This window comes from Gemmatimonas sp. (assembly GCF_036405635.1).
GTDB lineage: Bacteria > Gemmatimonadota > Gemmatimonadetes > Gemmatimonadales > Gemmatimonadaceae > Gemmatimonas.
Genome location: NZ_DASWXE010000071.1, coordinates 1 through 13,111, shown reverse-complemented (window position 1 = coordinate 13,111; position 13,111 = coordinate 1). Strand labels below are relative to the sequence as shown.

General features: G+C 65.3%; 10 protein-coding genes and 1 pseudogene. 7 read left to right on the top strand and 4 right to left on the bottom strand.

Going from position 1 to position 13,111, the window contains the following annotated elements; genetic code table 11:
* The 4 genes and pseudogenes from VGE27_RS05065 to VGE27_RS05050 all read left to right on the top strand — a co-directional run.
* Positions 1-1,387, top strand: a pseudogene (locus VGE27_RS05065) (hypothetical protein); the annotation flags it as partial.
* 121 nt (positions 1,388-1,508) lie between these two features.
* Positions 1,509-2,483: a YHYH protein gene (locus VGE27_RS05060; RefSeq protein ID WP_331048547.1), complete on the top strand. Its 975-nt coding sequence runs from the start codon at positions 1,509-1,511 to the stop codon at positions 2,481-2,483.
* Positions 2,484-2,510: 27 nt separating this feature from the next.
* Positions 2,511-3,296: an enoyl-CoA hydratase/isomerase family protein gene (locus tag VGE27_RS05055; RefSeq protein ID WP_331048546.1), complete on the top strand. Its 786-nt coding sequence runs from the start codon at positions 2,511-2,513 to the stop codon at positions 3,294-3,296.
* Complete coding sequence (locus tag VGE27_RS05050; RefSeq protein ID WP_331048545.1) at positions 3,296-4,012, top strand: alpha/beta hydrolase; 717 nt, start codon at positions 3,296-3,298, stop codon at positions 4,010-4,012. Before VGE27_RS05055 ends, VGE27_RS05050 begins: the two co-directional genes overlap by 1 nt.
* Positions 4,013-4,036: 24 nt before the next feature.
* On the opposite strand, the gene VGE27_RS05045 is transcribed toward VGE27_RS05050, so the two are convergent.
* Positions 4,037-5,068: a putative sugar O-methyltransferase gene (locus VGE27_RS05045; protein WP_331048544.1), complete on the bottom strand. Its 1,032-nt coding sequence runs from the start codon at positions 5,066-5,068 to the stop codon at positions 4,037-4,039.
* A 208-nt stretch (positions 5,069-5,276) separates the two neighbouring features.
* On the opposite strand from VGE27_RS05045, the gene VGE27_RS05040 reads away from it, so the two are divergent.
* Both VGE27_RS05040 and VGE27_RS05035 read left to right on the top strand, forming a co-directional pair.
* The gene (locus VGE27_RS05040; protein ID WP_331048543.1) at positions 5,277-6,329 is read left to right on the top strand and encodes a hypothetical protein; all 1,053 of its coding nucleotides are present in this window, start codon (positions 5,277-5,279) and stop codon (positions 6,327-6,329) included.
* 104 nt (positions 6,330-6,433) lie between these two features.
* Positions 6,434-6,895 (top strand): hypothetical protein, encoded by a 462-nt coding sequence (locus tag VGE27_RS05035; protein WP_331048542.1) that lies wholly within the window; start codon positions 6,434-6,436, stop codon positions 6,893-6,895.
* A 25-nt stretch (positions 6,896-6,920) separates the two neighbouring features.
* On the opposite strand, the gene VGE27_RS05030 is transcribed toward VGE27_RS05035, so the two are convergent.
* The 3 genes from VGE27_RS05030 to VGE27_RS05020 form a co-directional block, all read right to left on the bottom strand.
* Positions 6,921-7,295, bottom strand: a complete 375-nt coding sequence (locus VGE27_RS05030) for a hypothetical protein (protein WP_331048541.1) — start codon at positions 7,293-7,295, stop codon at positions 6,921-6,923.
* Between the two features lie 70 nt (positions 7,296-7,365).
* On the bottom strand, positions 7,366-9,324 hold the full coding sequence (locus VGE27_RS05025; RefSeq protein WP_331048540.1) for a glycoside hydrolase family 3 protein: 1,959 nt from the start codon (positions 9,322-9,324) through the stop codon (positions 7,366-7,368).
* 57 nt (positions 9,325-9,381) lie between these two features.
* Positions 9,382-11,334 carry a Xaa-Pro dipeptidyl-peptidase gene (locus VGE27_RS05020; RefSeq protein ID WP_331048539.1) on the bottom strand — a complete coding sequence of 651 codons (1,953 nt, stop codon included), beginning with the start codon at positions 11,332-11,334 and terminating at the stop codon, positions 9,382-9,384.
* 171 nt (positions 11,335-11,505) lie between these two features.
* Here VGE27_RS05020 and VGE27_RS05015 point away from each other — a divergent pair.
* A partial coding sequence (locus tag VGE27_RS05015) for a sodium-translocating pyrophosphatase (protein ID WP_331048538.1) occupies positions 11,506-13,111 on the top strand: 1,606 nt, incomplete at its 3' end.

Genomic DNA, 13,111 nt, shown 5'->3' with positions numbered 1-13,111 from the left:
GCCGATGAGCCCTGTGCCTGCGGGCCGAATGACGAACACGCCAAGTACGCCGAGTGTTTCTGCGGCGTCCACACCACCAACGCCCGTCCCGATTCCAACACCGGTACCCGAGCGCGTGATCGCCGAACTCCGACTCGACGCAACGAGCTTCGACGTATCGGTGGGTTCGCATTTCACGCTGCCGCTTCGTGCGTTCGATGCAAGCGGAGCGCCCATGCCGACCGATGGCCTGGACGTGCTGCTCGATCGTCCGGATGCCGTGTCGGTGGATGTGGCGACGTGGCAGGTCGACGCCAAACTGCCCGGCGATACACGAGTGATTGTCGCGCCACGGCAGGCGTTTGCGTTCGGCGCCACGCCGGTGGTACGCGCGAGCTGCGTGGTGCGTGTGCGCGCGGTGGTGACTGAAGCAGTACCCGCAGTGGAGACGGCACCGGCTGTTGCCACGCCTGTCGTTCCGACGCCTATCACTTCGGCACCTATCGCTCCACCGCCGATCAATCCCGCACCTTCTTCCGCAACGCCCGTCGCAACGCCGAGGCGCACGATGCCCATCGTGTTGGGTGTGGCAGGATTGGCCGCAGCGACGATCGCGTTTGTGCTCTATCAGCAACGTGCCAATGAACCGGCGGCGTTGCGTGTGGCCGCTGCGGTCGACTCGACATCACCTGTCGGCACCTCCGCAGCACCAGACACGTCGCTCGATGTGGCGTCACGGGCGGCTGACAGCACCACGTCCGTTGGTGCAGCGCCGACTCCAGCGGGCGCCGCCGCCACATCCACGCCGAGCAACGTGGCTCCGCGTGGGTCCGCGCCGGTCGCATCTTCCAGTCGGCCCACGCCACCGGCGTCGACGCCCGGTACACAGAGCAGTGTGACATCGGCACCAGGCAACCGCGCCGATGTGGCAGCGCGCACCGTTCCCACTGCCGACCCCGCGGTGCCCGCGCGCACAGAGCCGGAACTTCCCAAGACGCAGGCGTCCTCGGAGCCCGTCAACACTCGGCCGGCACCCGCTTCGACCGAGCCGGCTGCGAGTGCACCGCCGCCAGTCTCGGAAGCACCTCGCGCACCATCGCCGGCCGAGATGCGACAGGCCGCGTCGGACCTGTTCATTGCGCTGCGCGCCACCAAGGGTGCGTCCGTACGGGAGATTGCCAACTTCTTCCGCGATGGCAACGATCATCGCCTGACATTGGGCGCGGTGAAGGTGCTCGACCCGCGCGACAACGTGCATCGGGCGCAGTTCGAGCTGCAGGTGTCCAAGCGCGATTTCTCCGGTCGTCTCGCCGCGGGCATGACGCTGGTGACATTCTTTGCCGAACGTCGCGATGGACAGGTTGTTCCCGCTCTCGAGTCGGTGGGGCCGCTCGCGCGTTCGCGCTGACCCGAATCGCGACAGCACACGTAGTGGTGCGAGCCTCTCGTGTGTCATGGGGACATACCCTGGTGTTTCGGCGATTGACGCCGGAGCAGACACCGTCAGGGCCGAATCCGGAGAGCGTTCGATGCTGAGAATCACGCGTCCTGCAACAGCACGTGTGCATGCGCGTCTCGTCGTGGCGATGGCTCTCGCGATGGGCGTTGCGGGATGCGGTGGAGATAGCGCCACACAAGCCACCACGGGCACACCAACAGGCACCAATACCGGTGACCCGCTCGCTCCGTATTACATCACGTTCGCCATCTGCAGCGACGCGAGCGGCCCTGATTGTCGTGCACTCCGGCTGGGAGACAGTCATCTCACCACCACCACGCCAGCGATAGGCAAACTGTACTCCTGCACTGGGCCCAATCCGGGTGCTGCAGGCAGCGTGCGCAGTCGCATCACCTGGATCGATGACGCGACGGCCAGCTGGAATCTGCTGCGTAAGCCGTTTCTGCCATCCGGAACGTTTGCGCCCGCCTCGGGGACGTTCGCCATTCAGGAGACGGGCGAAGTACGCACGATCACCGTGAACAACCTGCCGGTGGATGGGCGCATCGGCGATTGGCCGATGACGCGGTACTCGGTGTTGAACGCGATCGACGGCAATGGTGGTGTTCCCGCTGCGCGCGCCTACACGTTCGTGCTGCCGGTGTCACCGGCTGTGAACGGAACGCCGACCTGCGTGCCCCTTGGGGCGATCGGTGTCACACGTAACGGCGTGGTGCTGTATTCGGCGGCCGACGGTCGGGGCAACGACGCCGTGGCGCATGAGATTGTCGACGCCCACGGCGGGCATCCGGCGCAGACCGACTACCACTACCACTTCCTGCCCGAACGACTCGATGTGGTCGCCAGCGATGGACATTCAGGGATCGTGGGCTGGATCCGGGACGGGTTTCCCCTGTATGGCTACAAGGGCGTCGGGGGCATCGAAATGACCAATAGCGACCTCGACGCATGTCACGGTCATGCCCATGGTACCTACGGCTATCACTATCATGCCACGATCGAATATCCCTACACGATCGGCTGTTTTCGTGGCACTCCGCGATGACCGTGGTCAGACACTAATTTCCGCATCATGACTCCCGCCAATACTCCCGCCGATCAGACTGCGGACGGTTACGTCCGCACCTCCGTGACCGATGGTATCGGTCGCATCGAGTTCTTTCACCCCAAGAGCAACTCCCTCCCGGGCGTACTGCTGCGCGAACTCGCGGCCACCGTCACGCGGATGAGCCAGGATCCCGCGGTGCGCGTGATCGTGCTGCAGAGCGGTGGTACGGGGCCGTTCTGCGCCGGTGCATCGTTCGACGAATTGGCCGCGCTGTCGGCGCCTGAACAGGGACAGCAGTTCTTCAGTGGCTTCGCCGGCGTGATTCTCGCCATGATCCGCGCGCCGCAGTTCGTCATCACGCGTGTGCATGGCAAGGCGGCCGGTGGTGCCGTGGGCCTCATCTCCGCCTCCGACTTCAGCATGGCCGTGCGCACCGCGTCGGCGAAGCTGAGCGAACTGGCTGTGGGCATCGGTCCGTTCGTGGTGGGACCGGTGATCGAGAAGAAGCTTGGCCTCGCGTCTTTCAGCCAGATGGCCGTCGACGCCGACTGGCGCGATGCCGCGTGGTGCGAACGCCGTGGACTCTATGCGCGCCTGTACGACGACGTGGCCGCGCTCGACGCCGGTGTGGACCAGCTCGCAGCGACGCTGGCCCGCTCCAATCCCGATGCGATGGCGCAGATGAAGCAGGTGTTCTGGGCCGGCACTGAACAGTGGGACGTCATGCTCGCCGAACGCGCGAACATGAGCGGCACCCTCGCCCTCTCCCCGTTCACCCGCAACGCGATCTCGGCGTTCAAGGGCAAGTGATGAGCCAACGCTCCGTGTTGGTGGTGCACGGCGCGCTGGGCAGTGCGTCGCAGATGCAGCCGGTGGCGGACGCCCTCGTGGCGACGAATCGGTTTGCATCGGTGCGCGTGATCGAGTTGCCAGGGCATGGCCGCACGCCACTGGCCGAGGGCGCGGCGTTCAGTATGGATCTCTTCGCCGATGTCATTGCCGTGGCGGCCAGTGAAGCCCGGAGTGCCGATGACGCACCACCGGTGGTGTTCGGCTACTCCATGGGTGGTTATGCGGCGCTGCTGCTCGCGTCGCGTGCGCCTGGCGCCATTGCAGGACTGATCACACTCGGCACCATGCTGCGATGGTCGCCGGAGGTGGCCACCCAGGCTGCGTCGCGGCTCAATCCGGCGGTGATTGCCGCCAAGGTGCCAGCATTCGCCGAGGCTCTGGCCAATCGCCATGCCGAAGCCGGCGGATGGGAGCCACTCATGGAGCGCACGGCGGCGCTGCTGCGTGGACTGGGCGATACACCACCGCTCACCGAGGCATCATTCGCCTCGGTGCAGTGCCCCGTCCATCTGCTGGTGGGCGAGAAGGACGACAGTGTCACGCTCGTCGACTGTGAAGCGGCCGCTGCGTTGATGCCACATGCGCGCGCGACCATGCTCCCGGGCGTGCCGCATCCCATCGAGAAAGCACCAATCCCAACGGTGGTGACTTTTGTGGAGCAGGTGACGGAGTGAACGGTCGCGGCGCGAACAGCTGCTTCAGCCGTTCGCCCGTGACTCCCTGATCTGCCGCAAGGTGTTCACGGCGGGGTCGGCCGGATCCGTGGGAACGGAGTTCGTATACGCCACATCGATGATGCGATTGCCGGCGGTGAAATCGCCCACTTCCTTGCGCAGAATGTGTGTGGAGTTGTCCGGCGTCCACGAGCGCGGCGTGCGATGACGCGCCAGCGTGCGCCACGACGAGGGGAAATTCCAGTCGCCCGTGAACACGTAGTCACGTGAGTTGGCGATGTACGCAATACCACGGTCGGCGATCACAAGATCGAACCACGACAGGTAGTAGTCGACGCGGTCCTGCGTCATTTCCTGGAAGCTCTCGATGTTCATCACCACATCGAAGCGCGACGTGCCGAGGTGCTGCAGCTCCCAGCTGGAAATGAAGTACACATCGTAGCTGCCGGGCTGGTAATCATCACCGCGCGCAAAACTGCCGAACAGCAGCTCGGGGAACGCACCGCGCAGGTACGCCTCGGCCGACACCAGAGAGATCGGCACCGCATCCACCATGACATATTCGATCTTGCCCGGGAACAGCTTGAGCAGCATCTCGGGCACACGTCCCCAACCGCCACCGATCTCCACGATGCGGAACTTGGGAGCATCGGTCTGCCCCATGAATGCCGTGAGCTCCAGCACATCCATCACGCTGAAGAGGTCGGCCACCAGCCAGTTGTGCGTGTAGACATGGTCCACGAACTCGCTGTCAACCAGGCCAAGGTGATCGATAGCCTTGAGATAGCGGATGACCTGTTCGACGAAGTCTCCCTGCCCCGTGGTGCCGCGCGCCTCTTCTGGCGTGGAGCGCACGGGCAGGCGACCCCAACCCACCCACGCATGCACCATGTCACCCAGCGTGTGGAGGTGACCGGTGGAGAACGCCCACTGAGGCCCTGGCCCCAGCAGCCCCGCTGCTTTCGCCTGCGGTTCGAGATGATCGAGCAGCTCGCGGTCGAGCGGTTGGTTCCAGCGCGATTCGGTCCAGCGGGGAAGCAGCGAGATGAGGCTCATGCGCGGGGGCAGTGGGAAAAGGACGCAGGAATTATCGAGGCACGGGGAACGTCACGCCAGAGGCACGACGGGTCAGATCATCGATACCGACTTCCGGGCCGTCCTCGACCGGGTGCATCTTCTGGGGCGCTCTCCACACCGGTGTCATGCTGCACGCGTGCGGCATGTTCTGTTTTCATACCGCGACCCACCCTGCAATCCGTGTGACATGTTCGGATCCTTTCGCGTTCCCGAGCGGCTCTTTGCCATTGCGATGTGGGCGGTGTCGATCGTCTTTGCCGGCTTCCTCATCGGCCTGGGCGGAAAGATCGTGGCCGAGTTGCCGGGAGTTGAGCAGAGCCTGCAGCTCCCCGACTTCATCGACCCCACGCGCCTCGCCCCGCTGCATGCGACACGCGACTCGCTGTTGCAGGTGGAGCGAACCACGCGTGATGAACGCGATCGTGCGTCACAGCAGCATGCGGTGGCGCGCAACGCCTACACGTCGCAGCGCGAGAGTTTCGATGCCTGGGTAGCGACACGTCGGGCCACCACCGACCCGGCACAGGACCCCGAGGTGCTCTCGCGGACGCGCGCGCTCGATACGCTGAAGGCCGGCGAACGGGATGCCGAGTCGCGCGTGGAGAAGCTCGATGAAACGCTGCTGGCCATCTCGCAAGCGCAGGAAGTCAATCGCGAAGCCGAAGTGGAGCTCGAGATTGCGGCCCGTGGCACGTTCGAGCGGGCGCGATTCCAGCAGGAACTCAAAGTGTTCGGCATTCGCCTTGCGCTGACGTTGCCGCTGCTGGTGATTGCCGGCTGGCTCGTGGCGCGCAAGCGTCGCAGCGAGTACTGGCCGTTGCTGCGTGGCTTCGTGTTGTTCGCGGTATTTGCGTTCTTCGTGGAACTGGTGCCGTTCCTGCCGAGTTATGGCGGCTACGTGCGCTATGCGGTGGGTATCGCCGCGTCGGCCATTGCGGGTGTGTACATCATTCGCGCCATGCGCCGCTATCTCGCGCAGCGCCAGAAGGTCGAACAGCAGACGGAAGCCGAGCGTCGTCGCGCCCTGCCGTACGAAGAAGCCCTGAAGCGCATCGATGCGGGCGTGTGTCCGGGGTGTGAGCGGCGCATCGCGACGGGCCCGAACGGTCCGGCCAATTTTTGTGTGCACTGCGGCCTGCGCCTGTTCGACCAGTGTGGTGGATGCCACACGCGCAAGAACGCCTTCTACCCGTACTGTCCGAGCTGTGGCGTGCCAGCAGCCTCTTCTGAAGCGGGCTAGCCCCCCGCACACCTACTGGCGGCTCCGCCGCCGATGGTGCAGGTTCGAATATTGAATTTCAGGCGATGGTGCCTGTTCTCGTATCCCCATCAGCGGCGAGAACCATGCGTCACTTTGTCGACAATATTGAACTGTGGTTGAGCGGTGCCGGTGTAGCGGTCATCCTGCTCATTCCGCGACTCGGCTTTGCGAGTCAGGACAGCTACTGGACGGTGATGGCCGTGACGGCGCTCATCGTGGGTGTCCTGCACGGTGGCATCTTCTGGCTCATTCGCCGGCGTCAGCGGCGCGTGCGCGCGACGGCCATCCGCGAGATCCGGCACATGCTCACCGATCGCGTGAACAATCAGCTCAACGTGATCATCATGCACGTGAGCGCCGACGAGACGGAAGAATCGCGCGAGACCGTGCAGGGTGTGCAGGCGGCCGTGGATGATGTGGCCGACCTGCTCGACACGCTGTCCGAAGAGTCACTCAAGGGGTGGCAGGAGCATTACGCCGAGTTCCTGAACCGGCGTCACCTGCGCAACACGCCAGCCCGCCCGATGACCAGCGTCAGCGAATAGGTCAACGAGTAGATCAGCGACGAAGTCAGCGACGGCGCTCGCCGGTAAACGTCGCGCCGCCCTGGCCACCAAAATCGACATCACCCTTCAGGTGGTCATCATCGACGATGGTGCCTTTGAAGGTGAGCGTCGTGCCACCGCTGGTGTTCACGTCGAACGTGAACGTCTTGTCCTTCACGCGGCCCTTGAACGCCAGTGCGCCCATGCGCGCCGACTCGTACGTACCCGTGAGGGAATCACCCTGCTGCTTGATGGTCACGGCCGGCGTGCCGGTGCCGTTTTCCGTGACCACGGCAAAGGTCCAGTTGCCGGTGAGATCAGTGGCGACGCGCTGTGCCACGAGCGCCGTGGCGGAGGCAGCGAGTGCGATGGCAGCGATGGTGGTGCGAGCGAACATCATGGTGTCCTGAGAAAGGAGCAAGTGCCGCGCCTGGCGCAGCGATGCGGTCAACGACTACGGGTTTCGTGGACTATCGGCGCAAACCCGCGCCAAAATTCGCCACACCCGGAATGGTAATCGGCAGCTGTCCGCCAATGGGCGCGCGACCAAGCAAGGCGCGACCGGCCGCACGCTGTGACATCGTCCACGGACTCCACGCGATGAGGTGCACGTCGGTGAGCGGCAGTCCCTGGGCCAGGTAGGGATTGTTGAAGCTGACCAGCGCCACCCGCGTATTGGCCGCCTTGAGCCCGTTGAGCAGCTCGGGCAATCCTGCCGTCGGCTTCATGTTGGCCGTGTTCGTGGCGGCACCGATGTAGCTCGACACAATCACCAGGTCCGCACCGCGCGCGATGGCCAGCGCGTTCTCCACCGAGGCCGGCAGGATGGTCGGATCGGGGCTCACGCGATAGCCCCCCGTGTTGCCCGCCGCCGCACCGGCGGTCGCTTCGGCCACCACTTCGGGCGTCAGCGTCAGCGACAGCAGCTGCGGATACTGCGCGCGCAACTCGGCATCGAAGCCACGCCCCGCGCTGATGTCCACGCGGCTCGACACCGTGATGCTCACCACGCGCGCCGTACGCGCCATGCGGAACGGCACGAGCGACAACGAGTCACGCACCAGCGTGATGGACTTGGCGGCCGCTTCACTCGCCGGCTTGAGATTGACCAGCGTGCCCACGCGATCGCGCACCCCTTCCACCGGCACGAGCCGCTCACGGTGCAGGCCGAATTCGTGCTTGGCCATGAGCAGCTTGCGCACCGACTCGTTGAGACGCGCCTCGCTCACCCGCCCCGCCGCGACCGCATCCACCACGGCTTGAATGGACACCTTGGCATCGGTGGGCATGAGCAGCACATCGTTGCCCGCTTCCACCGCACGCAACGTGGCTTCGCCCATGGAGAGATTACCCAGTACCCCATTCATGTCGAGCGCGTCGGTGATGAGCAGACCATTGAAGCGCATCTGCTTCTTGAGCAGATCGGTCATCACGGCGCGGCTCAGTGTGGCAGCCGTCTTGGTCGTATCGAGCGCCGGCAGATCACCGTGGAACGTCATCATGCCACGCACGCCGGCATCGATGGCGGCCTGGAACGGACGCAGTTCCACACTATCGAGACGCGCGCGCGACACGTTCACGCGCGAGAGTTCGAGGTGTGAGTTCTGCTCAGTGTCGCCATGCCCGGGGAAGTGCTTGCCCGTGGCGAGCATGCCGTTTTCCTGGAGCCCCCGCACCAACGCGGCGCCCATGCGCGACACCAGCGCCGGGTCTTCACCGAACGACCGACCGCTGATGACCGGATTCTTCGGATTGTTGTTGACGTCGAGCACCGGCGCGAACGCCATGTGAATGCCCATCGCCCGCCCTTCCACCGCCGTCACGCGTCCCATCTCGTACGCGAGCATCGTGTCGCGCGTGGCGCCAATGCCCATCTGGTACGGAAACGAGGTGGCGCCGCCCAATTCGATGGCGTTGGGCAGGAACCAGCCACCACGCGCGCGGAAAGCCGCACCGGTTTCGAGATCGGCGCCCACCAGCAGCGGCAACTTCGCGGAGCGCTGCAGCGCATTCACCTTGAGCGTGATGTCGGCCGGACCACCCACCGAGATGATGATGCCGCCGAGTTCGAGCTCGCGAACCTGCCGTTCGATGGAGACATACGCCGGCGCGTCCACGGGCGTGTAGTCACCGAGCGCCCACACCCACACCATCTGCGCCGCCTTCTGCCTGACCGACAGCGTGGTCAGCACCGAATCGGCCCATCTTGCGTCCTCCCGCTGGCTGGCCGCGGTGGGGCGCGCCACGGACGCGGGCGCCATCGGCGTGCCGGCACTGCCCGCGCTGGACGGAGCGCCGCCGGAAGACGTGCTGCTGGCAGCCGATGCCGACCCGGCCGATGTGGAAGACGACGCGCTGTAGGTCGCGCAGCCAGCCACATGACCCGCCAGCAACAAAGACGACAGCGTCACCGACCAACGGCGCGACATGGCAGACTCAGGTGAAGACATGAACATGGGCGGAATCGATTGTTGGATCTGCGCGAACTATTGGATGGCGCGCTGCAGTGCTGCCACGCCACCCACCACCGGCAACGACAGTGAGCTGCCATCGAGATCGAGCGTGAGCACTGTGCCCGGGTTCGGCAGCAACGTGAAATCCTTGTCACTGGACATCACCATCAGCCCGATGCGCTTGCCTACCGGCACGATCTGATCGTCAGGCTCGAGATCGAATGTGACCGTAACAAACTCACCGGCCTTGAGCGGCTCCGATACGCGCAACGACTTGGCGTTCTGCGGATCGGCCCATCCCCGTGTGATGATACCCCCGTTGCCGCCATTGGCGTTCGCAGCAGCCGGCCAGGGCAACTCTACCAGCCACACCGAGAGGTTGGCGGCCGGCGTGTTGGATGACAGACGCAGGGTCACCTGTGCCGTGCCGGAGATGTGCAGCGGCTGAGTGAGCGCGGGCGTCGCAAACAGCAGGCGATTCGGCGACGACACCGCGGCCGCCAATGCGGCGCCACTCTGGTTGGCGTCGTCGGTGATGGTCTCGCGTCCCTGCCCACCCAGTGCCGCGAACGCGAGCACACCCACACTGCGTCCGCCATTGCCCGGATACAACTTCACGGGCAGCGCTTCCGGGTGCGGATACGCGGCATAGGGCGTGGGCGCCTGACGGTTGGCGCCTTCACGCACCACGTACGAACGCGGGTCCTTCTCCACGCCGTTCTGCACACCAAGCAGGTAGCGCGTGAACCAGCGGTTCATCATGGGCAGCGGCGGCTCGCCGCCATGCCCGCCCTGATGGAAGTACATCTGCACCGGCACCTTGTTGGCGCGTACGATGTCGGCCATGAGTACCGTGTGCGACGGCATCACGTTCCAGTCATTGAAGCCGTGTGCAGTGAGCATCGCGGCCCGAATGCCCTTGGCCTGCAACAGATAGTCGCGCTGCGTCCAGAAGTCGCTCAGGTCGCCGGTACGACGATCGATACCCTTGCCGATGATGCCATCGCGCACGCGTTCATTGCAGATCGCGCGGGTGGCCGGATTGCCGCTCTGCACATAGTCGTACAGCACGTCCACGTCTTCACCCTGAAAACCACCGGGTGCGCGCACGAGACCGTTGGAGCGGTAATATCGATAGTAGGAATTGTTTGGCGAGACGGGGATGATGGCCTCGAGCCCGGCGACCCCCGTGGTGGCCACCGCCACTGGCAGCGTGCCGTTGAACGAGGTGCCGATCATGCCGACTTTGCCCGTCGACCACGACGTCGCGGACACTTCCTGCTGTCCGTCCACCGTCGTGTAGCCCTTGGCCCGGCCATTGAGCCAATCAACGACCGCCTTGGGCGCCAGCGATTCGTTCATGCCGCCAATGGTCACGCACCCCTGACTCAGTCCCGTGCCGGGCGACTCCGAGTGGACCACGGCAAAGCCACGCGGCACCCATGTCCGCACCTGTGAATTGCCAATGCGGGTGCGGGTGGCGTTGAACGGCACACCCTTGCCCAGCTTGCGGGCGGGCGGCTCGGCGCCGAGTTCCTGCTTCACGGGCCAGAAGACGTCATCGTTGCCCAGCGTGCCCGCGAAGTAGGGGCTGGTCTCGTACACCACCGGCACCTTCAGTCCCGAACCCGTCGCGCCCGGGCGGGTGACGTCCACATGGACCCGGTCCCGCTTGCCGTCATAATCCGAGTCGAACTCGGTTTCCACCCACAGTCGCTCCCGGATCCACTGCGTGCTGTCGGCGAACGCCGGCGTCACCTGCGACTGGCCTTCGGCGATGGCATAGGCTGACGGCAGCGCCGGGTACGCCGTCATCGCGCCACCGGCAGTGCCAGTGGTCGGCGCGCCGCCGGCAGGACCTGCCGCCGCTCGGCAGCCCGCCAGCAGGGCGAGCAATGCGAGGGTAAACGGTGAGGCGACGAGGGCGAAACGCGCCTGGGATCGGGGCAGCGGCGTGGGCGCCGCGGTGGGGGGCGTGATCGGCATGCGGTGGAAGCTGCGCCCGGGCCCCGACCGGGACAAGCAGGATATGGAACCGGAAAACACTGGCATGATCCTGCCTTATCGGTGATCTTCCCCGGGTTGCCCCCCAATTCGGCCCTGCGCGGGTCACCGCGGGGGCCCCGGACGACACAATTCCCCTCCACGGAACTCTACGTGCTCGAGCAGTACGCCCTTATCCTCGCGCTCGTCTGCGCTGCAGTTGCCATTGTGTATGGCATCGTGTCAGCGCGGTGGATCATCGCCCAGCCCGCGGGCAATGAGCGCATGCAGGAGATCGCCGGCGCGATCCAGGTTGGCGCTGACGCCTACCTCAAGCGCCAGTATCGCACCATCGCCATCGTCGGTGTCGTGCTCTTCCTCGCCGTCGGCCTTGGGCTCGGCAGCTGGGTGACCGCCATCGGCTTCGCCATCGGCGCGATCCTCTCTGGTGTGGCCGGCTTCATCGGCATGTTCGTTTCGGTCCGCGCGAACTCGCGCACCGCACAAGCGGCGACCAGCGGACTGAACGCGGCGCTCAACATCAGCTTCAAGGGCGGTGCCATCACCGGCATGCTGGTGGTGGGCCTCGGCCTGCTGGGTGTGGCGGGCTTCTACATGTACGTCATCGGCGGTGCCATCGGCGAAGATGCCGTGAAGCGGGCGCTCGAGCCGATGGTCGGTCTCGCCTTTGGTTCGTCGCTGATCTCCATCTTCGCGCGACTGGGCGGCGGTATCTTCACGAAGGGTGCCGACGTCGGCGCTGACCTCGTGGGCAAGGTCGAAGCCGGCATCCCGGAAGACGATCCGCGCAACCCGGCCGTGATCGCCGACAACGTCGGTGACAACGTGGGTGACTGCGCTGGCATGGCCGCCGACCTGTTCGAGACGTATGCGGTGACGGTCATCGCCGCGATGCTCGTGGCCGGCCTCAGCTTCGCGACGTATGGCAACACCGGCGTGCTGTATCCGCTGGTGCTTGGCGCGGTGTCCATCCCCGCGTCCATCATCGGCACGTTCTTCGTGAGCGTGAAGCCGGGTGGCAAGATCATGTCGGCGCTGTATCGCGGCCTGATCGTGTCCGGTGTGCTCGCGGCCATCGCGTTCTTCTTCGTGACGAAGACGATGTTCCCGGGTGAGCTGGGCATGGCGTTGTTCTATTGTGCGATGATCGGCCTGGCGCTGACCGCTGCGCTGGTGGTGATCACCGAGTACTACACGGCCACGGAATACGGCCCGGTGCGTGAGATCGCGAAGGCGTCGGAAACGGGTCACGGCACGAACGTGATCGCCGGCCTCGCGGTGTCGATGCGTTCGACGGCAGCTCCGGTGCTCGTGGTGGCGGCGGCCATCTATGGCTGCTACGAAATCGCTGGCCTGTACGGTGTGGCCATCGCGGCCACGTCCATGCTCTCCATGGCGGGCATGATCGTCGCGCTCGACGCGTACGGCCCGATCACGGACAACGCCGGTGGCATCGCCGAGATGAGCCATCTCGGCCCCGAGATCCGCAAGATCACCGACGCGCTCGATGCCGTCGGCAACACGACGAAGGCGGTCACGAAGGGCTACGCGATCGGTTCGGCTGGTCTGGCCGCGCTGGTGCTCTTCGCTGACTATTCGAGCAAGCTGAGCGAGCACCTCGGTACGCCGGTGTCGTTCTCGATCGACGATCCGAAGGTTGTGATCGGCCTGCTGATCGGTGGCATGATCCCGTACCTGTTCGGCGCCTCGGCCATGCAGGCGGTGGGTCGCGCGGCCGGTGCGGTGGTGGAAGAAGTGC